This window comes from Streptococcus infantis, from assembly GCF_047463315.1.
In the GTDB taxonomy this organism is placed as follows: domain Bacteria; phylum Bacillota; class Bacilli; order Lactobacillales; family Streptococcaceae; genus Streptococcus; species Streptococcus infantis_AB.
Genome location: NZ_JASHEB010000005.1, coordinates 1 through 26,742 on the forward strand (window position 1 = coordinate 1; position 26,742 = coordinate 26,742).

Here is a 26,742-nt window from a genome sequence, read left to right on the forward strand (position 1 = left end):
AAGTCTACAAGTCAAGTAGCAATGAATTAGTCTTGACAGTTGTTGGAGATCCGATTTCAGAAGAAGAATTAGAAACCATTAGCCAAAAGCAAGCCTCTTACGGTATTCAATCTGTTCAATTGAAAGTCAAGCAATTCAACAATTCGACAAAATTAGATAGTGAGACGATCAAGGAATTTTACGAAAACATTGACAAGTATATCGATCAAAAACTCTCTGAAAAAGATTCACAAGATGACATCGTAAAAGAAATTGAGGCAGACAAGGACTGAGAATATTGACCTTATCTAACTCATGGAAGCAAATCTTGGGAGGATATCCTATATCCAAAAGTTAATGGATAAAAGAATTGTTGATGAAGATTCCATTTGTGGTGGTTTGACCAATTACGATAGCATGTTGAAATATCAAAAAATTGGTGAAATGGATAGCAAATATCCTTTTTTATCTTGTTCTAAATCCGATTTTTGGATGGAATAACAGATGATAAAGCAAATCATTTCGAAAATACAACAAAAAGACAAACGCCAAAAATGACGTTTGTCTACGTTCTGACCACTCTATTCAGAGTGATTTTTGTATTTTAATTTTCTAAAAATAACTATCAAGATAGCTGAAGCCACAGCTACAAAAAAGAATACCGACAGTACATTCGGATAAACCGGATATAAATCAGGTGCAAAGAAATAAACAACAATTGACAAAAATAAACCTAAAATTAAACCTAAGAAAATCCCATAAGTTAATTTTGACATATCCTATTCCACCCCTTAAACAACGCTACAAAACCTACACTACTTACGACGTAATTGCTTCATCAACTTGCTAACGTGGTAAAATCTCATCATTTATTATTTATCTATACACCAATTATACTCCTAGAAATCATCTGTGAATAGTCCTTCTTAGCAATTTACCGGTTGTCCGATTCTTTATTTTTCTTAGCATCCTCTACTAGGTACATGATCGGGAGAAGGATAAAGATAAATTGGCTTGTGAGTACAGGGATTAATGCTTGGCCTGTAAAAACGTTTAAAACCAGGTGCATGACAAGGGCTAATGCATTGACGACGAGCGCTACAATCATTAGGTCTTTTGTAAGTTGGTTTGTGTCTTGTTTTTTGATGTTGATTTTCATGTGAATCGCTCCTTAACTGTATTCCTTGTCTTTATTAAACCACTTTAAGGAGTCGTGCAATAGGCACTTTGGTCATTGATTTGGATTACTAAAGTCATGGCTTGGTTGATTTCGAAGGAACTGCGGATTCTATAATAGCAGTAACGCGTTACGCATTAAATGTGAATTAGTAGGAGTAACCCGCTTTCGGGTGTACTCCTACTTTGAAGCTTTAAAGGTGCAAGACGAAGGCTTGCACCGGTGCAACGTTACAGCTATTATGTAGAAATCCGCAAAGTTCCGTAGAAATCAACCTTATCAAAAAAACAGCAAACCAAATTGATTTGCTGTTTGTAAATGGCAATGAATTTATGCTTTGGATGGTTTAGATAAGAAGAATAAGTAAACTCCAAAGGCTAATTTAATAAAGGCATCAATATAAGCGATGGTCACGAGGGATGTTTGCGGAGAAAGGTATCCGAATGCTGCGTTAATCACACATGCCAACCCTAGGAAGATCATTGATTTCCCATGAACGAAGTAGTACGGTAAGAAATGAATTCCTGTCGCAAGGAGTGCGCCTAGCCAGATAAGTCTCCAGTTCTCTGATTCAAAAAACGGACCTCCTAAAAGTACTAGCAAAATAAATAAGAGAATCACCGAGTATAACGACACTTTTCGTTGGAAAGGCGTTGAAGGGCCTTCTGAAAACTTATGAAGGACTTTTTTATTCAGATTAATGGAAAAGAAGCTCACCATATACCCGATACTGAAAACCTGCATATTAATGATTTGTTCGCCACCTACAACTGTCGCAAGTGCAATTACGAATGCGACTGCGATGAGCCATAAGCCACACGCCTTTTTGTAGTTAAATTCTAATGTTTCTCCTTTGTTATAACCTAAAAATGACATACGTATTCCTCCAGTTAACTTTGAAACTTTTAACGACATCCTCTATTTTACTCCTGTAAAAAACGGATGTCAATCCGTCGCACTTTTGTCATGGATTGCCATTACTAAAGTCATGCTCTTTTGATAAAAACTTGCTCGCCAATTGATACACTTGCTGAATTGCTTTAGAATCGAGAGTCCATGTTTCTAATTCAGCCTTTATGAACGCAGGGTACTTCTTGCTAATATCTCGAAGGGCATTGCCAACAGATTTTCGGACATACTCGCTTTCGTCTTCTTTGAGGGCGGCAATTCTTCGGATGGCTTCATGGGGATGTTCTTTAAAATACGGCCGGCTCGTCCAGATTCGTAAGCCTTCTGTGACCGCTCGTCTTGTATTGGAACGCGGATGGGTTAGCCACTCGTCGATGACGGGAAGTGCTTTTTCATAGCTGACTTTTTTACAGTACTCGTCGAACGCCTTCGCTAACACTTCTTGCACTCTCCAGTTATCGTCCTTGGAAACCTCTTCTCTCAAAAAGGTGAGAACTTCCTCTTTCTGTGATAAATAGCCAAAAAGGAAGACTCCGTACATTCGAACCTGATACACCCCAGACTGTAATCGTTTTATTTCTCAACACGAGATTTGTTAGCGATATCAGCTAGGATAGTTGCTACAAATTCATCTACTGATACAGTGTTCGTTTCTTTTTGTCCATAGCGACGAACGTTGACAGTTCCATCTTCCATTTCCTTGTCACCAACGATCAATTGGTAAGGAATCTTGCTAGTTTGTGAAGCACGGATCTTGAACTGCATTTTCTCATTACGTTCATCCACATCAGCACGGACACCACGGTCACGGAGTTTCTTCGCTACTTCCCAAGCGTAGTCAACGTGTTTTTCGTTAGAAACTGGGATAAGGGTTACTTGATGTGGTGCCAGCCATGTTGGGAAGGCACCCTTGTAGTTTTCAATCAAGATAGCTGTAAAGCGTTCCATCGTTGAGATAACACCACGGTGAATCATAACTGGACGGTGTTCTTCCCCGTCTGCTCCAATGTAATGAAGATCAAAGCGTTCTGGAAGCAAGAAGTCCAATTGGATAGTTGAAAGAGTTTCTTCTTTACCAAGAGCTGTTTTCACTTGGATATCCAATTTTGGTCCGTAGAAGGCTGCTTCCCCTTCAGCTTCATAGTACTCAACACCCATATCATCAACGGCTGCTTTCAACATGCGTTGAGCATTTTCCCACATTTCATCGTTGTCAAAGTATTTGTGTTTGTCTTCAGGATCACGGTAAGACAAGCGGAAACGATAATCTGTCAAGTTAAAGTCTTCATACACATCGATGATCAATTGAAGGATCTTCTTGAATTCTTCCTCGATTTGTTCTGGAGCCACAAAGGTATGGCCATCATTCAGAGACATTTCACGCACACGTTGAAGTCCTGTAAGGGCACCAGATTTTTCATAACGGTGCATCATACCGATTTCAGCGATACGGATTGGCAATTCGCGGTAAGAGTGCACATGGTGTTTGTAAACTTCGATGTGGTGAGGACAGTTCATTGGACGAAGAACAAACTCTTCTCCATCCCCCATATCCATTGGTGGAAACATATCTTCACGGTAGTGATCCCAGTGACCAGAAGTCTTGTAAAGTTCTACTGAGGCAATTGGTGGAGTGTAGACGTGTTGGTAACCAGCAGCGATTTCCTTGTCGACGATGTAGCGTTCCAATTCACGACGGATAGTGGCACCATTTGGCAACCAGAATGGAAGACCTTGACCAACTTCTTGAGAAATCATGAACAAATCAAGCTCTTTCCCAAGTTTACGGTGGTCACGCTCTTTAGCTTCTTTACGCATTTGAAGGTAGTTCTTCAAGTCTTTCTTGTCGAACCAAGCGGTACCGTAAATCCGTTGCATCATCGCATTGTCGCTATTTCCACGCCAGTAAGCACCTGCCACATTCAAAAGGTGGAAGATTTGGATACGACCAGTTGATGGGACGTGTGGGCCACGGCAAAGGTCTACATACTCACCTTGACGGTAGATAGTCAAACCACCTTCATCTTCTGAGTGCTCTTCGATCAATTCCAATTTGTATGGATCATTTTTGAAGATTTCACGCGCTTCATCTTTGGTCACTTCTTCACGAATAGATGGGAAGTTTTCTTTAACGATTTTTTGCATTTCTTCTTCGATACGAGGAAGATCTTCGTTAGAGATTTGACCCGTTTGGTTGTCTGTATCGTAGTAGAAACCATCTTCGATCGCTGGACCGACACCCAAGTGGATATCTGGGAAGAGGCGACGAGCTGCTTGAGCAAACAAGTGGGCGGCGGAGTGACGTAAGATTGGAAGAGCATCTTCGTGATCAGGTGTCACAATTTCGATGCTTCCGTCTTCGGTGATGGCACGAGTTGTGTCGATGAGTTTGCCGTTAAATTTACCAGCAAGAGCTTTTTTAGCTAGAGAATTGCTGATGGATTGGGCAATTTCAAAAGTAGTAACGCCGGATTCGAATTCACGAACAGCGCCATCTGGGAAAGTAATTTGAATCATGATTTTCTCCTTATATTGACTATCCATTATTTCTATAGCAGAAGTGTTTCCCTATTTTGCAGGCTTAAATCAAGAAAAATAAAAAGCGACATCCAAAAAGGACGTCGCAACGTGGTTCCACCTTCATTTATGTTCCTCAAAAAAGAGGGACACCTCTGATTGGCTCTAACGTGGCCACCGTTTTATGTTTGCATAAAAGTCAGTAGAGTAGTATCAGTATAGTCTTCCTATGCGTTCTCAGCAACCACGCACTCTCTTGTAGAAAGGTTCTAAGTGACTTGTCTCTATGCATTATTATAGCATGATTGTGAGATTTTTCAAGGATTTTGTGAAAGTTTTTTGTTTTTCAGTTCTTGCATTAGATACCTGATAACGGCACCAATAACTGTACCTAGTAGAATAAGAATTTCATAGGCTAGGAAATAAACAATGATAAATTCTCTGAAAGGAATGATAGTAAAGCCATAGAGTAAGCAACTACCTAAAAGCCAATGCAGTGAAAAACCAAAACGGTAGCTATAAAGAAGAGAGACTATAAAAACTACAACAGGCGAAATGATGAATATATTTAGAAGATAGAGGCCTGTTAAATCAGGATTCGATGATAGTAGTATAAATAATCCATAAAGTGGACAATAAAAGAAAAATACGACCAGATAGTAGGGGAGATATTTGAAGAATTTACGCATGATCAATCACCTCGTTATAAAACTATCAACTTAGATGTCCTTCCTATGAATATTATAGCACATTTGCGGTAAGATTAGTAAATCAGTTGACAAAGAAGTTAGTTATTGGTAGAATAAGAACTGTCGTAAAGACAAATAACTTCTTCTTGGTTACAGGCATGCCAACCTGTCACTCGGATGAAGCCAAATAAAAAGGAGAAACATCATGGCAATCTCAAAAGAGAAAAAAAATGAAATCATTGCACAATACGCACGTCACGAAGGTGACACTGGTTCAGTAGAGGTTCAAGTTGCTGTCCTTACTTGGGAAATCAACCACCTTAACGAACACATCAAACAACACAAAAAAGACCACGCTACTTACCGTGGTTTGATGAAGAAAATCGGTCGCCGTCGTAACTTGCTTGCATACTTGCGTAAAAACGACGTTAACCGTTACCGTGAGTTGATTAACTCTCTAGGACTTCGTCGTTAATCTGCTTTATTTTCCACTTACATTGCGTTGTCACCTTACCTCGATATACTCAAGTATAATCTTCGGTTACGGTTCCTAGCACTGTAAGGTAAAATAAACCAGAATGATCTCCCTTCGGGGAGATTTTTTGTTTCACTAACATTTTTGTACAATCTTTGGCTTGTCGCCTAGTCTATAAACGTTTTATCCAGCAAGAATCATGATGCTAAGGGCGTTAAAAATCCGTATGAAAATAGGGAAAGGACACAGTGTTCAATGAACACAAGGAGTTTTATCTTTTTCACTAGGATTTTAGCCCGAGCTCAAATAAGCTCTCTGACTTCAGATGGCTTTTTTGTGTGCATTTTTCTAGTCTTGTCCCTGATTTAGAAATGTGGTATACTAATTATGAAAATTGTCTAAATTTTTAATATTTGATTAAGGGAGGGTTTCATGCTTTCCAAATTTTCTGGAAGCCATCAAAACCTGCGATATTTTTTTCTGCTAGCTTTTTTGCTTGTAGCATTGGGAGTTTCTCTATTTTTTGCTGTTTCTATGGGTTCTGTTCAAATTAGTTTAAGTGATACCTATCGGATTATATTGAGTAAGATGGGAGCTCCGTTGGATATAGGAGACATTTCAAAATCTACACTTGCTATTGTTTGGAATATGAGGTTACCCCGGGTTTTTCTTGGTTTGATAGTTGGTGCAGGCCTTTCCATGTGTGGTAGCGTTATGCAGTCAACGGTCAATAATCCAATTGCAGAGCCATATGTGTTAGGTATTTCTGCCGGTGCAACTTTTGGTGCGACTTTGAGTATAATTCTTGGTTTTAAAGTCATGATTGGACTTGGTTCTTTCATTGGTGCGATTTTGGCGACAGTTGCAGTCCTTCTCATTGCATCCATGCAAGGTAGGATGACAACTTCCAGTCTCATTTTATCAGGGACGGTAGTTAATGCTCTCTTTTTGGCTTTTTCAAACTTTATTATCTCAATCGGTGCCAATGCTGATAGCGTTATGACCATCAAGTTTTGGACCATGGGTTCTTTAGCGGGGATCTCATGGGCTCACTTAACCTTGCCAACTATAATCGTGGGAATCGCTTTTTTATTTTTCTCTACACAATATCGTGTTTTCAATGCCATGATGATGGGAGATGAGGCGGCTTTGACTTTGGGAATTCCCTTGCGTTTTTATTGGTATCTCTATGTGACGATTGTAGCTGTAATGACAGCAGTCCTAGTTTCGACTTGTGGGATCATCGGTTTTGTCGGTTTGATTACACCACATTTGGCCCGAAGTTTGGTTGGTACAAATTATAGAAGACTTTTTCCGATAGCAACCTTACTAGGCGCCCTCTTTGTCGTTTGGGCAGATGTCTTTGCTCGCATTTTGTTTCAAAATGCTGAACTACCGATTGGAATTTTCACGGCCCTAGTAGGTGCACCTTTCTTTATTTACATGGTTGCAAGTAGACGAAGGGAGGTGAGAGTCTGATATGGACTTAATGTGCCAGGATATTCACTTTGGAATCGGAGAAAAAAAGATTCTCAAAGGAGTCTCACTTAAACTTGAGGGAAACCAATTTCATACTATTTTGGGACCAAATGGAAGTGGAAAGACCAGCTTGCTGAAACTCTTCTATCGACAGGAAAAGCCGAATCAGGGATTGATTTCTTTAGATGGGAAGCCCCTAGACCAAATGAGCGTCAAAGAAACGGCAAAGCAGATGGCAGTCATCACGCAGTTTAATCAACTTCAGTTTGATTGTACGGTTGAGGAGATTGTCATGCTGGGCAGAACTCCCCATCTCTCTTTCTTGCAAAAGGAAAAAGACAAAGACTTTGCTTTGGTTGAGGATGCTTTGGTCAAGGTAGATATGCTCGAAAAGAGAAATCGACTCTACTCTTCTTTATCAGGAGGAGAGAAGCAGCGGGTTCTGTTAGCACGCGCCTTGGCCCAAGAGCCGACCCTCTTGCTCTTAGATGAGCCGACCAATCATTTGGATATCAAGTATCAGCTAGACTTATTGACCATTGTCAAAAATCTCCAGATCAATGTGCTAGCTGTCTTGCATGATATTCAGCTGGCTTGTCGCTATTCAGACTATCTCTATCTAATGAAAGAAGGGGAGATTGTTTACCAAGGTACTCCAAAAGAGACCATCACACCCGAGTCATTGCAGGCTGTTTATGGCGTTCAAAGTAAGGTAACTTGGACAGAAGATCAGCAAGCCATGATTCACTATTTATAAGATTTAAAGGAAATTAACATGAAAAAATCACTCAGTATTTTGCTCGTAACAGTAGCTACCTTATCTTTGGCAGCTTGTGGCAACACATCTAAAGAAACAGCATCTGCACCAACTACAACAGAAGCCAGTCAAAAAGCTAATACAGAAACCAGCTATCCTGTAACAATCAAGACTTATGATGCTAAAGGAAACGAAGTCGAACAAGTCTTTGAAAAGGCACCTGAAAAGGTCATCACCAACAACCTCTCAACAACTGAAATCCTACTTGAACTCGGTTTGCAGGATAAAATTGCCGGTATGCTCAATCCTGATAATGCGGTAACTGGTAAATACAAGGACGCTATTGAAGCCATCCCTCACATTGGCGATAAAAAATCTGTCTCACAAGAAACAGTTCTTTCTTATGAACCAGATGCCTTGATGGGACGCAACATGATGTTTTCTGAAAAGTCAATGGGAACCATTAGTGCTTGGAATGAAAACAAAATCCCTGTTTATACGCAAAAAGCTTCACTTTCAACTATCCAACAAGATTTAGGAAATATCGTAGAAGATGTGAAGAATCTTGGTACCATTTTCAATGTCCAAGACAAGGCGAATCAATACGCAGAACAATTACAAGCTAAAATCGATGCGGTTAAAAAAGCAAACCCAGAAACACAGGGTGAAAAGAAAAAAGCTCTGATTATGGTGGCCTACAATGATGAAACCTTTGGTGCCTACAAGTCAGCCCTACAAGAAAGTTTGCTTAACCAACTTGGTTATACCAATGTTGCAACAGGAACTTCTGGTTTGACTTTGGAAAATCTAGTATCAATGGATCCAGAGTTGATTATCTATGTAACCAGCGATCGTAATCAAAAGTTAGATGAAAAAGCAGTGGATTTGATGAAGGCAAATGCTGTTTTGGAAAATGTCCCAGCAATCAAAAATCAAAAAATCATGACTATCTCTTACGATGAGCTGATGGATTACGGTCCTGCAGTGATTGATTCCCTTGAGAAAATCAATGACTTTATCAAGAAATAAGGAGTTTAACTGGGAAGGGATTCGAGTTAGGGTCAGTCTTCCTTCAAACTATGATCCTCAACAAGCCTACCCAATGATTCTTTTAAATGATGGACAATTGGACTATTTGTCAGACCTATCCCAATCTGTGATTTTGGTGGGTTTGATTCCAGAAAATCGTCTGGATGACTTTACACCCTGGCAGTCTAATGCATTGAAAGAGGGGGTTCCAGATTTTGGTGGGAAGGTAGACCAATACCATCAAAAGCTATTTCAAGGAATTTTAAAAATTCTAAAGAAAGACTACTTGATTGATGAAAGTCGAATTGCTTATGGCGGCTATTCACTGGGTGGTCTTGCTGCCGTCTATAGTCTCTATAGTAGTTATCTTCCTGCGACCTGTATCTTTTCTATCTGTGGTTCCTTCTGGTATCCTGAATTTACAGAATATTGTGGGGAACATGACTTGATACAGAATCAAAGCCTGATTTATTTGCAAAATGGTCAGACAGAAGGTGCCAATCATTCCAATCGTCTGTCTCAGGCTCCTATTTATGCCAGAGATCTACATGATCTGATTTCAGAGAAAGTCCCTTCGACTTATTGCACATTTGATGCTTATGGGCATCATGAAGCTCTTAAGGAACGTTATCACTATTTTTGTGATTGGCTGAGAGACGAATGGAAGCTTAAGTAACCCTATAACACTCCTTGTTCCTTGTAACTAGGAGTGTTTCTTATGTATGCTTGGTTGTTAAAATGTTCATGGTATTATTCTTGACGGAAATCCATCCCCTGTAATAGACTAAATTATGGTATAATGAGTAGATAGATAGAATCGAGGAAATTATGTCATTTACACAATTTAAATTTAAAAAATATATAGAAGAAGCCTTGGAGGAGTTGAAATTTACGACTCCTACCGAGGTTCAGGAAAAGTTAATTCCTATTGTCCTAGCAGGTCGTGACTTGGTTGGTGAATCAAAAACAGGTTCAGGTAAGACTCATACTTTCTTGTTACCGATTTTCCAACAATTGGACGAAGAGAGTGACAGTGTGCAGGCGGTTATTACAGCTCCAAGTCGTGAGTTAGCAACACAGATTTACCAAGCGGCTCGTCAAATTGCAGCTCATTCAGATGTTGAGATTCGTGTTGTGAACTATGTTGGTGGAACAGATAAGGCGCGTCAGATTGACAAATTAGCAAGTAATCAACCACATATCGTTATTGGAACTCCAGGTCGTATTTATGATTTGGTCAAGTCTGGTGACCTTGCTATTCACAAGGCTAAGACCTTTGTAGTCGATGAAGCCGACATGACTTTGGATATGGGATTCTTGGAAACAGTTGATAAGATTGCAGGAAGTCTTCCGAAAGACTTGCAGTTCATGGTCTTTTCAGCTACTATCCCACAAAAACTACAACCATTTTTGAAGAAATACTTGTCCAATCCTGTCATGGAGAAAATCAAGACCAAGACAGTTATCTCTGATACCATTGACAACTGGTTGATTTCGACAAAGGGTAGAGACAAGAACGCTCAGATTTATGAGTTGACTCAAGTCATGCAGCCGTATCTCGCCATGATTTTTGTCAATACAAAAACTCGTGCGGATGAATTGCACAGCTACCTAACAGCTCAAGGCTTAAAGGTGGCTAAGATCCATGGAGATATTGCTCCTCGTGAACGTAAACGTATCATGAATCAGGTGAAAAACCTTGATTTTGAGTATATTGTTGCGACTGACCTGGCTGCGCGTGGGATTGATATTGAGGGTGTCAGCCACGTTATCAATGATGCCATTCCACAAGACTTGTCCTTCTTTGTTCACCGTGTTGGACGAACTGGACGTAATGGTCTACCAGGCACAGCCATCACCCTCTATCAGCCAAGCGATGACTCTGATATTCGTGAGTTAGAGAAATTAGGAATCAAGTTTGTACCTAAGGTGGTTAAAGATGGAGAGTTCCAAGACACTTATGACCGTGATCGTCGTGTCAATCGTGAGAAGAAACAGGAAAAACTGGATATCGAAATGATTGGCTTGGTTAAAAAGAAAAAGAAAAAAGTCAAACCAGGCTATAAGAAGAAAATCCAATGGGCTGTCGATGAAAAACGCCGTAAGACCAAGCGTGCTGAAAGTCGTGCCCGTGGACGTGCAGAACGTAAAGCTAAGCGTCAAACATTTTAAACATCAAACAGTAGAACCAAGTGGTTTTACTGTTTTTTAAAATCTCAATAAAATAAGAATTATAGGATATGATGCTTTGGAACTTGAAACAAAAATTATCTTTAAATGTTGATACTATTTTTTTTAGTTACAAAGTCTCTCCAGTAAACGCTTGTAAATTATAGTGATTTATGTTATCCTGAAAAAAAAAACAGATTTTAAAAAAATATTAAATCTGTTAAAGAAAAGAGGTCATTATGGCAAAAGGAATGTTTAAGCAAGAACGTTTTTCGTTTCGTAAAATGAAAGTTGGATTGGCATCTGTGGCTATCCTCTTTGCTTTTGCACAACTTGGACAAGTTTCGGCTGATGAAACTAGTAAAGTTTCGTCAAGTGAAATTACTAAGGTAACTGAGGCACCAAAAGTAGTTGAAGAAGTCAAATCGCCTATTGAGGAGGCTAAAGCAGAAATTGCAACTGAAAAATCAAGACCTACTGTCAAAGAAACTGAAGCAAAAGCTGGGGATTTGATTGATGTCTCAAAGAAAGAATCTGCTGTCGAAGTAAAAGAAAGTCAAGAAGGCAATCAGAAAGTCCATATTGAAACCTCTGTAGCTGAGGTAACTAAAACTGAAATTGCTCCAGAAAAAGTGGAAAAAATTCCAGAACCTGTAACTACGACAAAAGAGAATACTGTAGCTGCTAAGGATAAAGATGGAAATTCTTATACTCAGTATGAACGAGTAGACAAGACAACAACTGTGGAAATAACTAAAACACCACCAACTGTTAAAAAAGCAGGAGAAGCAGATATTGTTTTTGTTGTTGACCGTTCAGGATCTATGTCTTCAACGATTAATACTGTTCGTAAAAATGTCAATGAGTTTGCAAGAAATCTTGCCAAAGATGGAGTAGCGGCACGTTTTGGATTAGCTACATATAGTGATGAAGTATACGGACGTCGATTAGGAAAAACTGACGAAGATACAATTCTAACGAAATTTGGTGAGACTTATTTTACAACAGATCCAGTTGAACTCGAAAAAGCTTTAGAAAAAATTAAGATTGCACATGGGGGAGATTCTCCTGAAACAGCAACTCCTGCTCTTACAAAGATTGTTTCTGCTTACGACTGGTCTAAGTCACCAAAAAATAAAAAGTTTGTGGTGTTGTTAACAGATGCTAGGATGAAAGAAGATCCGTCAGTTCCATCTATCGCTGAGACATTAACAACTCTGAAAAAAGCTGGTATTGATAGAATCGTAGCGACAACCTTGTATAATCAACGAAACTTTAAAGATTTTGTGTCTGAGGGACGTTTAATGGATATTGATAGTAACTTGGCTGACTCTTTAACTAAGGACGCAGCTTCATGGATTGTGGAAACAGTCGGTGAGGGACGTCAGTACAAGGTAACAAAAGACAGCTACCAATTCTACTTGGAACGTCGTACAACTGTGCCAGTTTTGGAGCAGAAAGAAACTCCTAAACCAGCACCTACTGCTTACAAACCAGAACCAGCTAAACTTCCTGAAACAGGAAGCAATGATACAAGAAATCAAAGCCTCATGGGACTTGGCCTCTTGTTTGCTGGATTTGGATTAGCCCTAGGAAACAGAAAATCAAAAGAACAGTAAGATAAATTAATAAAAACAAAACACCTGAAGTAGAGCTTTATTGGCTTTTATCAGGTGTTTTTTGATGAAGTTATCCTAAAATGAAATAAACACACTGAGACAAGTATTTCAGTGTGTTTTTGTGGTAAATTTGTCTTTAAAATAGATAAGATAGATTATTTGATAAAGCCATTGTATTAGATGATTGGTTTGGCAACAATGCAACAGATAAAAACGCACCATTTTTGGTGCGTTTTTATTTTTTGTGCTATAATAGAAATAAATAAAAGGAGGAGTTACATGATTGGAGAAAATATAAAAACGTTACGTAAAGCACATAAATTAACGCAGCCTGAGTTTGCAAAGATTGTTGGTATCTCTAGAAATAGTCTGAGTCGTTATGAAAATGGGACAAGTTCAGTTTCGACAGAATTAATCGATCGTATCTGCAAAAAATTTAATGTTTCCTATGTCGATATTGTAGGGGAGGAAAAAATGCTCACACCAGTAGAAGATTATCAGTTAACTCTGAAAATTGAAGTGATTAAAGAACGAGGGGCGAATATCTTAGCGCAACTTTATCGTTTTCAAGATGAACAAGGAATTGCATTTGACGATGTTTCTAATCCTTGGGTTCTAATGAGCGATGATCTTTCTGATTTGATTAACACGAAGATTTATCTTGTTGCAACTTTTGAGGATGTGGAGCGATATAATGGCTATTTGGATGGCATTGAACGTATGCTAGAACAAGCTAGTCATCTAGTGGTGGCTTAATGAAACTAGAAGAATTTAGTCAAGATGATTTTGAACGAGCATCCAAACGACTCGTTCGTTCTTTAACTCGTGGAAAAACAACTTCGTCTCAGCCCAAGGCTATCTTGCTAGGTGGACAGAGTGGTGCTGGTAAGACAACGATTCATCGTGTGAAACAAAGGGAATTTCAAGGTAATATCATTATCATTGATGGGGATAGTTATCGATCTTTTCATCCGAACTACCTTGGCCTACAGGTAAAGTATGGCAAAGATAGTGTGGATTATACCAAAGTATTCGCGGGACAAATGGTTGAATATCTTGTAGATGAGTTGAGTAAAAAAGGATATCATTTATTAATCGAGGGCACCTTGAGAACAACAGAAGTTCCTAGAAAAACGGCACAATTATTGATAACTGAAGGATATCAAGTCTCACTTGCACTGATTGCGACCAAGCCAGAATTGTCCTATCTCAGTACTTTGATACGTTATGAGGAGCTCTACGCCATAGATCCTAGTCAAGCTAGAGCGACTCCCAAAGAGCACCATGATAGAATTGTAGAACACATAGTTGATAACATACGAGAGTTAGAAAATGATAAGATTTTTAATCAAATTCAAATTTATCAAAGAGATCAATCGTGTGTTTATGATTCGCAAGTAGACGAAACCTCAGCAGCAGAAGTTCTACAAGAATGCCTCTTTGGAAAATGGAGTAAGGTGGAGGAAGAGATGTTGAAAATGGGGCAGGAACGATTGAGAGAGCTGGGGAAAATTGATAAGTGACGAAGGGCTAATTTATGAGTACATTTAAAAAAGTAGATATTATAGGTGACTAATATGAATTATAATGATGTTAAAGAAAAATTATGTAATATTATTATTAAATACATTGATAATCCTGAAATACGTTTACAAATGTTAGAGCAAGCAGAGTCTGTTAATACTGTGAGAGGTGTACTCTATAGTTTAGATAAAGAAAAAAACGGAGATTTAACTCAAGAGGAGATTGATTTTTGTAAAGATTTATTTTTTTACTTTGGTTAAAAATAAAATTTTCTAGAGTTTTGGATAGATTCCTACGATAATTTCACTATAGCCTAAAAATTTTATAGAAATTGCGACTGTAGATAATGTTGTGGATGAAATCGTCAGATAGATGGGACACCAGCGAGTGATATAGAGAAAGCTATCGCTCCATATGTGCCGTGGATTGCACCGATTCAAGATGTAACGGCTGCGATTGCCGGTAGACAGGTTGCTAAGTACAATTCTAGTGTTCCGACTGGTAATGGTATGAAGTGGGGAGCAGAAAGTGGAAAAAATAATAGGAAGGGAATAGGAAACCCAGTTGATATCTTGGGAAGAGGAAGTACTGGTAGAACAGAACCTAAAAATTTACAAGAACAGTTGGCTATGCATGAAGTGATGTCTAATCCTTTAGAAAATGCAGTTGAACTTAAACTAAAAATGGGTGATACGCGATGGCATTCTTCAGAGGGTTGGGTAAAGATGGAAAAGAAAGTCTCAACATCAAGTGGGAAAAATATCAATATTCATTATGTTTATAATAAAACAACGGGAGAATTCGATGACTTCAAATTCAAAAGTGAATAGGAGGAACTGGAATGGATAATATAGTACTACAAACTGAGTGGTTCGATGAAACAGAAAAATTTTGTGAAGTCAGACTTAGCTGTGAAACAAAGTTTTTAACAATTTATCAATTATGCTATCTATTTGAAGATGATATGAGCAATACATATATTGCCATAGATGAATATATAAAAAATCCTCATACACCAAGGAAAATTCTCTTTGGGGATGATAGAGAAGGAGGAAGTGGCTATTTTATTTTCTTGTTAACTCCTATTAATTTTAAAGAAGAGTTAAAAATTGAGGTAGACATGGAAGTAGCTGATAATGATGAGGGCATACACCGATGTCAATTCTATATAAATACTCAGTTGGAAAATTTTAAGTATTTCAGAAATAATTTACCTAAATTATTTTCGAAAAATTTAAAGAGAGAAATTAAATTACATGATTATTTTAACTAGAATCGTACTAATTATTTAAGTTAACCTCTTCTTTTGTAATACAAACATGCAAAAACTCTCGAGGATGGATTTCTTCGAGAGTTTTATTTTACACCTATGATCTACAGGTAGAGGCAAGTCAGGCCGTAAGTCACCATACACAGCCCCAAGTGGGGAAGAAAACTCCCTCTTCTGGTATCAGAATGTCCTCCAAGCTCTATCCACATTACCGCAAACGATAGGAAGCATCTGGCACAGCATCTTTGACGATGTGTCGACAGCCTACCACCAGAAAGTGGCTAAGGACCGAGCGACCAAGGAGGGAATCGTCGTCAACCCACCAGAACTTGGGAATCTACCGGGTCAGGGAGAAGTGACCTATGCCAGTCAGGTTCAAGACGTCCTCATCCCTTATACTACACGAGAGGATACCTACAACTACTACGAGGAACGCAACTATGTCAATGATGTCAATCGTGAACATACAGAAGTCCTTGAAACCTATGATCATGATGGCAAGGCTCGTGAGACCTATAGCTATGGTCGAGGTCGAGCTAGCTACCTCAACAACCAAACAGATGACAGTTACTGAAACTTATTCAAATAAAAGTGTTTCCAACCAGGTCTTAAGAAAGCTCGTAAAGCATCACAATTTAGTAAACGTTAATCAATACGATTATATCAACGTTTCAAAGCACTTCATGGTTCACATCATGAAGTGTTTTTTTGATGATTTTTAGCAAAATTCACACCACTTTTCACACCAAATTCACACCATTATTTGTTTAGGGAACGATAAGCAATCTCTCCAACAGCCATTGGGATTACGTTTGAAGTGTTGACATAAGTCTTAGTTGTAATCATATCACTATGAGTGAGGGCCTCAGAAATAGCTTCCATAGAGGTTCCAGCTTGTTTAGCGAGTGTAGCTCCTGTATGTCGTAATTTATGAGGAGTTGCATGTGCAAGTTCTGGATGACGACGCTTAACAGATTTCATCTTGTTGTTAAGGTAATCAGCATGGAGACAACTGTTTACATTCCCCTTTGTATCAATATACGTAAATACATACTGATCAGGAGTTTGGATAATATTGAATTTAGCCAGTTCAATTTTTTGTTGTTTTTTCCATTCCTGAAGCAAGTCAGTTAACTCGTTAGGAATTCGAAAAGTTGTCTTCTTGTTTCCTTTGGTAGACTTTGGATTCTTGTATCTATCTAAAGCTTGTACTAACTGAATTTCCTGTTCTCTTGTATTGATATGCTTCCATTGCAAAGCGTAGCTTTCTGATTTTCTATCTCCTAAGAAGAAGGTAGTATAGAACAAAACATAGTCTTTGAATAGAATTTTTTCAGCCTCCAGATCTTTTTCAAAAGCTGTAAACCATGCTTGAAGTTCTTCTTGAGATAGATATAAATCTTCATCTTTTTTAGATTCCTGTAGCTCGATTTTCTTAGTGGCTTTGATACGGCTTATAGTTTTTGATAGGCGATTAGTTTCGATGTACTCTAATTCTTCAGCCCAGTCAAAGATAGAGTTAACGTAGCTCCTGATAACTTTAAAATTTGCATATTCTTCAGCCTTTTGAGTTAATAGGTTTAGCACAACTTGCTTATTTTGATTAAGAAAGTCTATTGAATAATTACCAAGTAACGGTAGGATGTGTTTTCTAAAAGCAATTTCTGTTCCAACTATAGTTGCTTGAGATGGTGGTTTAGCAGCAGAAGTAGTCTGACCTGCTTTGTAGGATTCCCACCAAACGTTTTGATAGAAATCTGAAAAGAGAATAGAACCGCTATTCTCTAATAAAGCAGATCCTCCACTATGAATTTTATCAATCTTGTTTTGAAGCTCTAGTTCGTATTTTTTTGCTTCACTCCTTGTCTTGAACCGTTTTTCAATCACTTTCTTATCAACACCTAGTGAAGACTTGACTTCCTCAGGAATGTAGATACGTAAGCGATAAGTTCCATTTTTAGTTTTTGAAATTGACATAGTATTCTCCTTTGTAATTGAGCTAGAAAAATACCGTGATTTCATTATAACAAACCACGGTAGAAATACTACTGATTTTGTAACCAGAGATTGATTTCAGATTTGCTAAAGCGAATAGTTTTACCAACCTTAATGCAAGGCAATCCTTGCTTAATCCACTTGTCTAAAGTATTGTTTGTTATATTCAAGTACTCACAAGTCTGCTTTTTATTTAAAAGTTGATTGGTATTTTCATTAATATCTAAAAAATTATCTAGTTCTTTCTTAACAGTATCTGATATTAGTAATTGAAATTGCCTAATCATTTCGTCTGGAATAAATAAATTCATAAAAAGTCCCGTTTATTTCTTTCTGTTAATTTTTATAGGAGCATTAGTAAGTAACTATTATCAAGTACTTTCTCTGTTTTCCATTTATAGAATGTATAGATTGCTTCCCTACCAGAAAATCTGGTATATAATCCTCTTGAAATTTCTCTATTTTATTGCGATAATAGAAGTAGGTAATAGATATTATTACTAGTATATTTTGAGTTTGTTTCTGACACCGACCAAAGTTTGGAAACAAGCTCTTTTTTATTTTTACTTAAAGTAACTTTCATATCCTTATCCTTTTGAAAATATTCGAATAGTAGTTGCGGTACAAATTTATATATGTTCCTTGGTATATCAACGTTTTTTGACACTGAAAAATATATTTGCTATTAAAATAACTGCTTTATTTATATTCCGTCTCTAAATCTTTTTAAGATCCGTTTTGACATTTTATCTTCAAGTTTTTCTTTTGTATTTTCTGTAATTGTTTTATTGAAGATTTCATTTCTTTCTTTTAAAGAGTATGTTTTTAGTGGAAAAGTTTTATAAGAAGTTGTGGAAGGGTTTATACGAGTGCCTAAACCATATTTTTTTGCTTCTTCTAGTGAATGGAACATTACCCTTATTATTTCTAGAACTTGCCAACTTGTCATTTTTCCTAATTCATGTTTTGTTCCAGTTTTTACTTCTTGGCATTGGAATCTTTCTAGGATTCTTCTTTTAGTTGTACCTCTATTTGTTTTTAAAAATCTTAATGGAAGAAATGTAATGATATCTTCATCAATTAAATCTGATACTGTGGTAGTTGATAACTGATCATTAATAGAGAATAAAAATTCCGTTGTATAAACTTGTGGTTGAATTTTCTTATAAATTCTCTTTAACATCTTTTCGCAATTTTCAGTTGCAGTTATGATTATCTCTATATATCGAAAGACACCATCAGATATTAGAATCTCTAAATATTGAATAATCTTTTCATCAGTTAATTGTGCTAAGTAATGGGAGTCTAATTGCTCAGCTATCTTACTGCCAGTTAATTCGACTTCATATCTAAAGATCTCTAAATTCTTTAACGATGAATTTGTTTTACGGATTTGTTTGTTCTTTTTTGCTTTCTCAATTTTGTTATATAAGACGTGCTTCTCTTTCTTATTAATCTCAATCGATACCATCGAAAAATTATCTGCATTTTTACTTGTTCTATGGTTTTTTAAATCTCTTTTCTTATCTTTTGCAAGTGACCTTATTAATAATTGACGAGTTTGTAAAGATGGCAATTTATCGAAAGCAATTGTGAATGCTAATTCAATTTTCTTAAACATAACAGAATTCGGATTATATTTGATTTTAATCTTATAATCTGTTTCTAACTTATGTAATACCTCTAGTAATCTTAATTTAATCCCCTCAATGCCTGTAGTTTGAAAATTGGGAGAAGGACCGTTAAGTTGGATTGCAGCAAATTTCTTTTTGTAATCTTCTTCTTTAAGACTAATTGTTACTTTTCCTAAATCTTCTGATTGAATAGTGATCTTATCTAATTCTCCTTCTGAATTATAATTTAGAGAAACTGTTTCTTTAGAGATTTGTTCATCAAAAACGTTAGGATCATAAGTTACTTCTGGGCTAAGAATTGAGACTGTACAGTTATCAATACCCCAATAAGCTGGGGTAACTGAGAAACAAGATTTTATATTATTTTCGTTTTTTTGCTGTAGTTCTAGTAATTTTTTCTGTCTGAGTTCTCTATTTTTCTTATGCTTTTCCTTTTTTCTCCTTTCCGCAGGGGATAAATGACGTTTCTTGGCTGCTTCTCTTTCTCGTTTACTTTTCTTATATCTTCTTACCATGTATATTCCTCCTTATTGTTAAATCTGTAATGAAGATGTACTTCTAAAATGTAACTTTCTTTAAAATTAACCCTCCTTATTTTTTTCATTAAACAGTATGCCACAAATGTTATCGAAAATGCCCATTTTTAGGAAAAACAAATTAAAAAATGAAAAAAATTTTTAAAAATAAAAAAACACTCAATTTTGAGTGCTTTGAAAAACGCGTCCTAACAGAGTTTTGAAGAAAAAAAGTAGGCTCTTATCTACTTTAATTTTTTTAGTTTAGAACAAGAATGTTAAGAAAGAAATCAATACTTTCAGTACGATCTTTTATTGATGTGACAAGGTTTTGAAGGAAAAAGTAAGTTTTTATCTACTTTATTTATTTTTTAAAAAAATTTTTTTTATTTTTCATTTAGACTTAAAATGCTGAGAAAAAGTTCAATACTTTCAGTACGGTTTTTATTTAGTTGCAAGACGTGATTTGTCACGGCCAGCTTTGTTTTTGTGAATCAAACCTTTAGTTTCTGCTTTGTCGATCGCAGCGCTTGTAGCGCGGAACAATTCTTCAGATGGGTTTGCTTCAAAAGCCTTGATAGCAGTACGCATAGCTGATTTTTGTGCTGAGTTTTTTTCGTTTTGTTTAACGTTCAATTCAGCGCGTTTGATAACTGATTTAATGTTTGCAAAAGTTCTCATCTCCATTTAATTCTAAATATCTCATTACGCTTGAAAATAACTCATTTGACAAGGGGAAAAACATCTTTTTGTGAAATAACTGCCTATCTGGGCTTTCTTGCCTTAGAAATCAGGCCTACAATTATTATTACAATCGTAATAGCAATCGTAATCGCCAAGGGAGAGGGTTGCAAGGGATTTTTGAAAAAATTTTTTTAGAAGGTTAGGGGGTGGACTTGACGTGACTAGGTCATCTGGTATGATAGAAACAGAAAGAGAGGAGAGGTCAAAAATGAAATTATTATTTACATCGGATTGGCATATTGGCCGGACCTTGAATGGCTATAGTCTGCTGGAAGAGCAGAAGTACGCTTTTGAGCAGATACTGTCGCTTGCTTTGGCAGAAAAGGTTGATGGGGTTATTATTGCGGGGGATCTCTATGATAGCTCGGTGCCCAAAGCGGACTTTGTGACCACCTTTGAGCAGATGCTGAGGGAGATGAATCTGGAGCACCAGCTACCTATCTATGCTATCTCGGGTAACCATGATAGTGCCAAGCGGCTTAATTTTAGCCGGGAATGGATGCAGCACCAACAGCTTTATCTCAATACCTTTATTGAAGAGGCCATGAGTCCAGTCGAGACGGAGGACTGTCAGCTTTTTCTCCTGCCTTATTTTGATCCCATGGATGCTCGGATCTACCTACAAGAAGAGCAGGGCTGGTCAGATGAGGAGGTCAAGAATGTTCGGACTCTGGCGGATGCCATGCAGGCCTTGCTGCCCCTCTTGGTGGCCCGGTTTGCTCCTGGTAAAAAGCGTATCCTTGTCACCCACTTTGCGGTCACTGCCTCAGGCCAGGATCCTCAAGACTTGACAAGTGAGACCAGCTCGACTGTAGGCGGTCTTGCGACTCTGAATGCAGCGATTTTTTCAGACTTTGACTATGTGGCCCTGGGGCATATCCATACCCATCATGCCTCCCCTAGTGAGACGGTGCAGTATTCGGGTAGTCCGGTCAAATTTAACGTCAAGGAGGCTGGAACTGATAAGGGAGTCTATATCCTTGAGTTTGATGAAAAGGGGGTAGAGAGTCGCTTTATCAAGCTGGAGCAGGAAACTGACCTGGTCGCTCTCAAGGAGGATTGGGAGACCCTGACAGATCCTGGCTTTTATCAGACCCAGCCTTGTCATCAGGCTTGGTTTGCCATCCAGGTGCAGGACTTTGATCGCAATGAACATGTGGGCAAGAACCTGCGGGCCCAGCTGGAGCAGATCTATGGGACAGTTGTAGAGCTAGACTATAGCTACAAGCAGGAGACCATTCGTAGGACTAGGGGGCGTAATGTAGAGGAGCTGGATGAGTCGACCATTATCGGGAATTTCTATCAGGAAAGCACTGGTCAGTCTCTGAGTTCGGCCCAGTTGGAGTTAGTAGAGGATATTTTGACGAAGATGAGTAAGGAGAAATCATGAGATCGATTGCTTTAAAACTATCTTATTTTGGCCCTTTTGAGTCAGCAGATATTGACTTTCGAAACTTTATAGAATCACCGATTTTTCTGATTTCTGGTGATACGGGAGCTGGGAAGTCAACGATTTTGGATGCCATGTCCTATGCTCTTTTTGGGGCAACAACAGGGAGTCGTGGTCCCAAAGAGGTTCGGAGTCAGTTTGCGACTGTTGAGGAAAAGACCCAGGTGACCTTTTACTTTGAGCAAGGGAGTCATATGTATAGAGTCGTGCGTTCGCCAGAGCAGAGGCTTATGAGCGCGCGTAAGGTGACAGATAAAGGGCATGAGGCCTCTCTGGCCATTGTTGATGGGGTTAATGGCAAGGAACTTCAGAGCCTGGCTAGCAAGCCCACGGATGTAGGGCATGAAATTGCAGGCATCCTTCGCCTGGACCATGAGCAGTTCAAGAAAATCATTCTCCTGCCGCAAAATGATTTTTCTCGTTTTCTCAAGGACTCGTCAGAGGAGAAAAAGAAGATCCTCAAAAAGATTTTTGGAACAGAGATTTTTGAGCACTTCCAAAATCGGCTTAAGGATCGTTTTAGTGTGGCCGAGTCAGCAAACAAGGAGGCGACAAGAGCGCTCCAGGCTCACTACCAGTCAGATACATGGACTCCAGAAGAGCAGGCTAAGATTAAGGCTGCTTTAGAGGCAGACCGGTTGGAGACAGTTCGTGGGCTCCTCCAGGTGCGTAAGGAAAGTCATGAGCTAGCTAAAAAAGCCCATCAGGAGGCAACAGCAGAGCGAGAACGGCTGGATGCGCTCTATCAGGAAGGTCAGAAACTGGCGCTGGACTTTAAGAGTTTAGAGGATTGGCAAGCGGACTACCAGGAGCAAATTCTGGATAAAGCTGATGAGCAGGCTGAAAAAGAAGATCGTCTGAAGCAACTGCGTTGGGCAAAGTCACTAGCTAGTGATGTTGATGAAATCGACCAGGCCAGGAATAATGAGCAGGCTAACCAAGACAAATTAAAGGAAGTCAAAGCGGCAAGCCAGGATAAGAAAAATGCCAGAAAAGACCTGGTTGAGCGGAAGAGCGAGCTTTTTGAAAAGGAAAAGGAAATCAATCGCTTACGAGAAGAACTCAAAAAGCTACCTACTCAGATCTTTAAAGCTAAGCAGGCCGAAGACAAGCAGGCCAAGATTGATCAAGCCCAGCTGGAACTAAACAAGATTAAGGCTCAACTTGAAAAAAATCAAGCTCAAAAAGAAGAGCAGAGTGAGAGTCTGGCTCAGCTAGAGGAAAATGTCCTAGATCCAGCTTTACTGGAGGAAGAAAAAGCTCAGCTTGATGCCATGTCTAGATTTATCGATGGGGAGCTGAAGCCCCAGGAAGCGAACTCCGACAGTGCTCAGAAAAAGGCCGATCAACTGAAGACAAAATGGCAGGACTCTATAAATAAACTGCCTCAGCTAGAAGAAGAATTTGAACAGGCTCAACTGGAAGTTCAGGCAAAGGAGCGAGATCGGCGCCAGCTGATGATTGCCCAGCTCCAGGAGGATCTAGTCGATGGGCAGGCCTGCCCAGTTTGTGGAGCGAAGGACCATCCCTTGGCTGAAAATGGTCATATGGTATCCAATAAAGAGTTGATCAATCTGATCCAAAGTGTCGACCGATCCCAAGCCCAGCGTGACCAGAAACGGTCAGAACTGGACGTTCTGCAGGAAGCGATTGCTAGACAAGAAGAGGCTTTTCAAATGCAGATGAAGGAATACCAAGAATACCAAGATCAGTTGAATGCTAGCTATAAGGAATTCCAAGCCAGATTTGGTGGGGAATTTCCAGACTACTTTAACCTAGCAGCTATTCAGAAGGTCCGGGACGAGCAGCTGGATAGCTTTAAGGATAAGTCCCAGCAAAACCAAGAACTGCAGGCTGAGGCTGGTCGGCTTAAGGCCAGTCTCCAAGAGCTAGACCAGGCTCTTAACTTAGGACAAAAGGACCTGGATGCGAAAAGTAAGACGATTGAGAACCTGCAAGCAGAAATCGCAGAGCTGGATGTCAAGGTTGGCAGTCAGGAACTAGAGGACCTGCAGAGCGATTTCCAAAAGCAGGTTCAAGGCTATGAGGAGCAAAAAGAGCAACTGGAAAGCCAGCTTAATAAAAATCAGGAGGAGCTTAGTGATTACCAAGGCCAGATCAAGGCTCTGGAGTCAGCTCTGGCAGATCTTGGTCAGGTCCTTAAGGAGACAGGCAGGAAATTAGCCGAAAAATTAGCAGCAGAGGATGCTCTGACCCATGAGGAAGCGGTCGCTAGAACCTGGCTAGTAGCCGACCAAGAGCTGGATGAGCTGAACAGGCAGATCACCCAGTACCAGACACATAAGGAGCGACTGGAAAAGGATATCAAGCAGCTCGAAGAGAGCTTGTCAGACCATGAGCGTCCTGATCTAGTCAGCCTTGAGGAAAGCAGACAGGCTGCGATTAAGGCGGCTGAAATTCAGGCAAGCCAGGTGACCAGGGCTGAGACAGATAAAGCCCTGGCATCAAAAGAGCTCAAGGCGATTGAGAAGATTTTGAGCCAGCAGGCTGACTCCCAAGCTGCCTTTCAGTCTCTCTCCCAGCTCTACGAAGCCATGGATGGAAAGACAGGGGGAGACAAGCTGGATCTAGAGACCTATGTCCTCCAAAGCTATCTGGAGCAGATCCTGAGCTATGCCAATGCCCACTTTATCAATCACTTGTCCAATAATCGCTATCAGTTTGAGCTGCCAGAAGAGGCGCGTGACCGCAGGAGTAATCGGGGTCTCGATATCAATGTCTATGACAATGAGACTGGCGAATCTCGCTCAACGGACACCCTTTCAGGCGGTGAGACCTTTATTGCAGCTCTGTCCATAGCCCTTTCCCTCAGTGAAGTCGTGCAAAACTCTTCGCGTGGGGTGCCAATCGATGCCCTCTTTATCGACGAGGGCTTTGGCTCGCTGGACCAGGAGACCCTGCAGAAGGCCATGCAGGTCCTGGAGGAAATCGGTGAGAATCGCCTGGTCGGAGTCATCAGCCACATCGAGGAGATGAAGGCCACTATCCGCCAGCAGCTGGTCATCAAGAAAACAGGCAATGGACGCAGTCAGGTCAAAGTGAGTATGTAGGAAATTAGATTAGACAATAGAGGTTCAGGAAATTTCTGAGCCTCTTTGTTCTGTCATAGGTGCTGGAAAAATAAGTCTAAAAATTGTTGGGGTTTTGATAAGGGATGTCGCTTTTTGACCTGGTTGACTCGAGTAGATTTCCAAGCTGTTTCAAGAGAAGTACGGAAAAATTCATCAATATCTTGCTTTTGGGTTAGGAAGTTAAGTAGTTCTGTGGTGAACTGAGTCATAGGAATAAATCTCTTTCTAGTAATGTTTCGCAACTCTACTAAAACGGATTTATTCCTTTTTGTGTTTACACAACGTATTTTACACTACCAAAAAATTGCTTAGTTCGCTTGTGAGATTAACTTATATGCATAGGATTTTTGAAATTCTTCTGGTCGATTGTGTCCGAGAGCACGTGATACAATTAAACAAGCCTTCCTATCAAGGACAACACCTTTTAATTCGCCTCGTAGATAAATCTTTTCTTTTTTATCTTTGATATCTTTGGGATCTCGCGCGACAAGAAGATAAAGACGTTTTGAGTATTCTGCACGATATTTATGAGGTTTTAAAGCAGTTGGAACTTGAAACACACGCTTTTTACCAGCTAGTTTAAATTCTTCAACAAGCCTCTCTAATTCTTCTTTGTCTCGCGTAATAATCGGAACCCAACGGTCTCGGGCTCCTTTTGTTTTATGTTTTTTACCAATAATTTTAAGATAATATTGGCCATCCTCACGTTGGTAGAGGGAGTCTCCAGTAATTGCTTTTAATTCATTTTTACGTAGACCTGTTGCTGATACGATTGAAAACCAACGATTATTTGTTTCTTCAGACATTCTGTCGTCATTAGACTTCAAGCGATTATTCTTCTTGTCGGCTCGATATCGAATATCTGTTGCAACAAAAGCAGTAGAAGATACACCCAAGACTTTGGCCAATGCTGCTTTATAGGTTGACTGAGTCGGAGCAGAAAGCCCTAATTTCTTACAATGTTCTAAGTATTGATTTACTAAGTTAATCCATCCATCTATAGAGTTAGATATCTCAAGAGCTTGTAACTCTTCGGCAGTAGTTGTTGCGGCAACAAAGGAAGCGAATCTGCTCCAAGATCCAGCGTAGTTATGAAGTGTTCGGTCTGTATGGATAAAATGAATGTCTTCTCCTGTTTTTTTGGATTCATTTCGTTTGATACCTTTTCCTTTTTTAAAGCGCGTGACTAGATTAGTTAGTCCTTTTGATTGGACGAATTGTTTACGACCTTCGAAAGTGGTTAGAGAATCCATCTGTTGCTTCTTAGCTTTCTCTTTAGCTTTTCGTCGTTCAGCACGACTACGTTTCTTCCTTGCCATAGTTCTTTCCTTTCTGATAATGTATTTTTAAAGAAGATCTTAAGAAAATTCTTAAGGTCTTTTTAATCCAAGTTGAAGTAGTGCAGTGACTTAAGCTTATATTCACTGATATAGTATCTTCCCTTTGCTTAGGGCGCTTCTTAATTGATGGCTAAGAAGATAACCAAGTCATTGTACAACATGACAAGTTGACTCAATTCAAATAAGATGTAGAGTTCCATCTTACAGATAAAAATCTGTTGTTCTTTCTTGTTAGTCTTTTTCAGGTTTAAATGCTCTGAATTTAGCGACTGAGTTAAGCTAGTTTTTGTATTTGATTTTTAGACTTTTGTTATTTACTTTCGTTTTTATACTTTTATTTTTTACTTTGTTATGATTAAAAATATTTTTTAAACTGCCA

At 39.0% G+C, this 26,742-nt stretch carries 25 protein-coding genes and 2 pseudogenes; 16 read left to right on the forward strand and 11 right to left on the reverse strand.

All coding sequences use genetic code 11. The annotated features are described in order from the left end of the window. Positions 1-272, forward strand: a pseudogene (locus QM857_RS06180) (TIGR00341 family protein); the annotation flags it as partial. Between the two features lie 288 nt (positions 273-560). Here QM857_RS06180 and QM857_RS06185 read toward each other — a convergent pair. From QM857_RS06185 to QM857_RS06210, 6 genes and pseudogenes are all read right to left on the reverse strand, one after another. Further along, the gene (locus QM857_RS06185) at positions 561-755 is read right to left on the reverse strand and encodes a hypothetical protein (protein WP_414275396.1); all 195 of its coding nucleotides are present in this window, start codon (positions 753-755) and stop codon (positions 561-563) included. 158 nt (positions 756-913) lie between these two features. Further along, on the reverse strand, positions 914-1,138 hold the full coding sequence (locus tag QM857_RS06190) for a hypothetical protein (protein ID WP_303407028.1): 225 nt from the start codon (positions 1,136-1,138) through the stop codon (positions 914-916). A gap of 348 nt (positions 1,139-1,486) precedes the next feature. Beyond that, a complete protein-coding gene (locus tag QM857_RS06195) occupies positions 1,487-2,032 on the reverse strand; it encodes a DUF6609 family protein (protein ID WP_414272107.1) in 546 nt (181 codons plus the stop codon). Positions 2,033-2,120: 88 nt separating this feature from the next. Further along, positions 2,121-2,630, reverse strand: a pseudogene (locus tag QM857_RS06200) (DNA alkylation repair protein); the annotation flags it as partial. Between the two features lie 8 nt (positions 2,631-2,638). Then, positions 2,639-4,582 carry a threonine--tRNA ligase gene (gene thrS, locus QM857_RS06205; protein ID WP_414275397.1) on the reverse strand — a complete coding sequence of 648 codons (1,944 nt, stop codon included), beginning with the start codon at positions 4,580-4,582 and terminating at the stop codon, positions 2,639-2,641. Between the two features lie 317 nt (positions 4,583-4,899). Then, positions 4,900-5,271, reverse strand: a complete 372-nt coding sequence (locus QM857_RS06210) for a hypothetical protein (protein ID WP_414275398.1) — start codon at positions 5,269-5,271, stop codon at positions 4,900-4,902. Between the two features lie 205 nt (positions 5,272-5,476). Between QM857_RS06210 and rpsO the strand changes: the two genes are divergently transcribed. The 13 genes from rpsO (at position 5,477) to QM857_RS06275 (ending at position 16,167) form a co-directional block, all read left to right on the forward strand. Continuing rightward, positions 5,477-5,746, forward strand: coding sequence for a 30S ribosomal protein S15 (gene rpsO, locus QM857_RS06215; protein WP_001018251.1), 270 nt, complete (start codon positions 5,477-5,479; stop codon positions 5,744-5,746). 432 nt (positions 5,747-6,178) lie between these two features. Beyond that, positions 6,179-7,225, forward strand: coding sequence for a FecCD family ABC transporter permease (locus QM857_RS06220; RefSeq protein ID WP_414275399.1), 1,047 nt, complete (start codon positions 6,179-6,181; stop codon positions 7,223-7,225). 1 nt (position 7,226) lies between these two features. Next, the gene (locus QM857_RS06225) at positions 7,227-7,982 is read left to right on the forward strand and encodes an ABC transporter ATP-binding protein (RefSeq protein ID WP_414275400.1); all 756 of its coding nucleotides are present in this window, start codon (positions 7,227-7,229) and stop codon (positions 7,980-7,982) included. Between the two features lie 18 nt (positions 7,983-8,000). Next, complete coding sequence (locus QM857_RS06230; RefSeq protein ID WP_414275401.1) at positions 8,001-9,011, forward strand: ABC transporter substrate-binding protein; 1,011 nt, start codon at positions 8,001-8,003, stop codon at positions 9,009-9,011. Beyond that, the gene (locus QM857_RS06235; RefSeq protein ID WP_414275402.1) at positions 8,992-9,687 is read left to right on the forward strand and encodes an alpha/beta hydrolase-fold protein; all 696 of its coding nucleotides are present in this window, start codon (positions 8,992-8,994) and stop codon (positions 9,685-9,687) included. Before QM857_RS06230 ends, QM857_RS06235 begins: the two co-directional genes overlap by 20 nt. Before the next feature lie 152 nt (positions 9,688-9,839). Further along, positions 9,840-11,183 carry a DEAD/DEAH box helicase gene (locus QM857_RS06240; protein WP_414275403.1) on the forward strand — a complete coding sequence of 448 codons (1,344 nt, stop codon included), beginning with the start codon at positions 9,840-9,842 and terminating at the stop codon, positions 11,181-11,183. A 236-nt stretch (positions 11,184-11,419) separates the two neighbouring features. Then, positions 11,420-12,799 (forward strand): VWA domain-containing protein, encoded by a 1,380-nt coding sequence (locus tag QM857_RS06245; RefSeq protein WP_414275404.1) that lies wholly within the window; start codon positions 11,420-11,422, stop codon positions 12,797-12,799. A gap of 279 nt (positions 12,800-13,078) precedes the next feature. Continuing rightward, the gene (gene pezA / locus QM857_RS06250) at positions 13,079-13,555 is read left to right on the forward strand and encodes a type II toxin-antitoxin system antitoxin PezA (RefSeq protein WP_414275405.1); all 477 of its coding nucleotides are present in this window, start codon (positions 13,079-13,081) and stop codon (positions 13,553-13,555) included. After that, positions 13,555-14,322: a type II toxin-antitoxin system toxin PezT gene (pezT, locus tag QM857_RS06255; protein WP_414275406.1), complete on the forward strand. Its 768-nt coding sequence runs from the start codon at positions 13,555-13,557 to the stop codon at positions 14,320-14,322. Before pezA ends, pezT begins: the two co-directional genes overlap by 1 nt. A 54-nt stretch (positions 14,323-14,376) precedes the next feature. After that, positions 14,377-14,583, forward strand: coding sequence for a hypothetical protein (locus QM857_RS06260; RefSeq protein WP_049538195.1), 207 nt, complete (start codon positions 14,377-14,379; stop codon positions 14,581-14,583). Between the two features lie 156 nt (positions 14,584-14,739). Beyond that, positions 14,740-15,153, forward strand: coding sequence for a hypothetical protein (locus tag QM857_RS06265; RefSeq protein ID WP_314945907.1), 414 nt, complete (start codon positions 14,740-14,742; stop codon positions 15,151-15,153). Positions 15,154-15,164: 11 nt separating this feature from the next. After that, positions 15,165-15,596 carry a hypothetical protein gene (locus tag QM857_RS06270; RefSeq protein ID WP_314945909.1) on the forward strand — a complete coding sequence of 144 codons (432 nt, stop codon included), beginning with the start codon at positions 15,165-15,167 and terminating at the stop codon, positions 15,594-15,596. Positions 15,597-15,846: 250 nt separating this feature from the next. Then, complete coding sequence (locus QM857_RS06275) at positions 15,847-16,167, forward strand: hypothetical protein (RefSeq protein ID WP_314945912.1); 321 nt, start codon at positions 15,847-15,849, stop codon at positions 16,165-16,167. Positions 16,168-16,352: 185 nt separating this feature from the next. On the opposite strand, the gene QM857_RS06280 is transcribed toward QM857_RS06275, so the two are convergent. The 4 genes from QM857_RS06280 to rpsT form a co-directional block, all read right to left on the reverse strand. Next, positions 16,353-17,570, reverse strand: a complete 1,218-nt coding sequence (locus QM857_RS06280) for a tyrosine-type recombinase/integrase (RefSeq protein WP_414275407.1) — start codon at positions 17,568-17,570, stop codon at positions 16,353-16,355. 68 nt (positions 17,571-17,638) lie between these two features. Next, a complete protein-coding gene (locus tag QM857_RS06285) occupies positions 17,639-17,899 on the reverse strand; it encodes a helix-turn-helix domain-containing protein (protein ID WP_045613528.1) in 261 nt (86 codons plus the stop codon). Positions 17,900-18,291: 392 nt separating this feature from the next. Beyond that, positions 18,292-19,737 (reverse strand): hypothetical protein, encoded by a 1,446-nt coding sequence (locus QM857_RS06290; protein WP_414275408.1) that lies wholly within the window; start codon positions 19,735-19,737, stop codon positions 18,292-18,294. A 444-nt stretch (positions 19,738-20,181) separates the two neighbouring features. Next, positions 20,182-20,424 (reverse strand): 30S ribosomal protein S20, encoded by a 243-nt coding sequence (gene rpsT, locus QM857_RS06295; protein WP_414275409.1) that lies wholly within the window; start codon positions 20,422-20,424, stop codon positions 20,182-20,184. 265 nt (positions 20,425-20,689) lie between these two features. On the opposite strand from rpsT, the gene QM857_RS06300 reads away from it, so the two are divergent. Continuing rightward, positions 20,690-21,871, forward strand: a complete 1,182-nt coding sequence (locus tag QM857_RS06300; RefSeq protein ID WP_414275410.1) for an exonuclease SbcCD subunit D — start codon at positions 20,690-20,692, stop codon at positions 21,869-21,871. Continuing rightward, positions 21,868-25,002, forward strand: coding sequence for an SbcC/MukB-like Walker B domain-containing protein (locus tag QM857_RS06305; protein WP_414275411.1), 3,135 nt, complete (start codon positions 21,868-21,870; stop codon positions 25,000-25,002). Before QM857_RS06300 ends, QM857_RS06305 begins: the two co-directional genes overlap by 4 nt. Positions 25,003-25,331: 329 nt before the next feature. Here QM857_RS06305 and QM857_RS06310 read toward each other — a convergent pair whose 3' ends face one another. Further along, complete coding sequence (locus QM857_RS06310) at positions 25,332-26,342, reverse strand: site-specific integrase (RefSeq protein ID WP_414275412.1); 1,011 nt, start codon at positions 26,340-26,342, stop codon at positions 25,332-25,334. Positions 26,343-26,742 lie beyond the last annotated feature (400 nt).

Excerpts from the sequence above, each read along its gene's own strand:
- QM857_RS06185 (WP_414275396.1), bottom strand. The coding sequence starts at position 755 with ATGTCAAAATTAACTTATGGGATTTTCTTAGGTTTAATTTTAGGTTTA.
- QM857_RS06190 (WP_303407028.1), bottom strand. The coding sequence starts at position 1,138 with ATGAAAATCAACATCAAAAAACAAGACACAAACCAACTTACAAAAGAC.
- QM857_RS06195 (WP_414272107.1), bottom strand. The coding sequence starts at position 2,032 with ATGTCATTTTTAGGTTATAACAAAGGAGAAACATTAGAATTTAACTAC.
- thrS (WP_414275397.1), bottom strand. The coding sequence starts at position 4,582 with ATGATTCAAATTACTTTCCCAGATGGCGCTGTTCGTGAATTCGAATCC.
- QM857_RS06210 (WP_414275398.1), bottom strand. The coding sequence starts at position 5,271 with ATGCGTAAATTCTTCAAATATCTCCCCTACTATCTGGTCGTATTTTTC.
- rpsO (WP_001018251.1), top strand. The coding sequence starts at position 5,477 with ATGGCAATCTCAAAAGAGAAAAAAAATGAAATCATTGCACAATACGCA.
- QM857_RS06220 (WP_414275399.1), top strand. The coding sequence starts at position 6,179 with ATGCTTTCCAAATTTTCTGGAAGCCATCAAAACCTGCGATATTTTTTT.
- QM857_RS06225 (WP_414275400.1), top strand. The coding sequence starts at position 7,227 with ATGGACTTAATGTGCCAGGATATTCACTTTGGAATCGGAGAAAAAAAG.
- QM857_RS06230 (WP_414275401.1), top strand. The coding sequence starts at position 8,001 with ATGAAAAAATCACTCAGTATTTTGCTCGTAACAGTAGCTACCTTATCT.
- QM857_RS06235 (WP_414275402.1), top strand. The coding sequence starts at position 8,992 with ATGACTTTATCAAGAAATAAGGAGTTTAACTGGGAAGGGATTCGAGTT.
- QM857_RS06240 (WP_414275403.1), top strand. The coding sequence starts at position 9,840 with ATGTCATTTACACAATTTAAATTTAAAAAATATATAGAAGAAGCCTTG.
- QM857_RS06245 (WP_414275404.1), top strand. The coding sequence starts at position 11,420 with ATGGCAAAAGGAATGTTTAAGCAAGAACGTTTTTCGTTTCGTAAAATG.
- pezA (WP_414275405.1), top strand. The coding sequence starts at position 13,079 with ATGATTGGAGAAAATATAAAAACGTTACGTAAAGCACATAAATTAACG.
- pezT (WP_414275406.1), top strand. The coding sequence starts at position 13,555 with ATGAAACTAGAAGAATTTAGTCAAGATGATTTTGAACGAGCATCCAAA.
- QM857_RS06260 (WP_049538195.1), top strand. The coding sequence starts at position 14,377 with ATGAATTATAATGATGTTAAAGAAAAATTATGTAATATTATTATTAAA.
- QM857_RS06270 (WP_314945909.1), top strand. The coding sequence starts at position 15,165 with ATGGATAATATAGTACTACAAACTGAGTGGTTCGATGAAACAGAAAAA.
- QM857_RS06280 (WP_414275407.1), bottom strand. The coding sequence starts at position 17,570 with ATGTCAATTTCAAAAACTAAAAATGGAACTTATCGCTTACGTATCTAC.
- QM857_RS06285 (WP_045613528.1), bottom strand. The coding sequence starts at position 17,899 with ATGAATTTATTTATTCCAGACGAAATGATTAGGCAATTTCAATTACTA.
- QM857_RS06290 (WP_414275408.1), bottom strand. The coding sequence starts at position 19,737 with ATGGTAAGAAGATATAAGAAAAGTAAACGAGAAAGAGAAGCAGCCAAG.
- rpsT (WP_414275409.1), bottom strand. The coding sequence starts at position 20,424 with ATGGAGATGAGAACTTTTGCAAACATTAAATCAGTTATCAAACGCGCT.
- QM857_RS06300 (WP_414275410.1), top strand. The coding sequence starts at position 20,690 with ATGAAATTATTATTTACATCGGATTGGCATATTGGCCGGACCTTGAAT.
- QM857_RS06305 (WP_414275411.1), top strand. The coding sequence starts at position 21,868 with ATGAGATCGATTGCTTTAAAACTATCTTATTTTGGCCCTTTTGAGTCA.
- QM857_RS06310 (WP_414275412.1), bottom strand. The coding sequence starts at position 26,342 with ATGGCAAGGAAGAAACGTAGTCGTGCTGAACGACGAAAAGCTAAAGAG.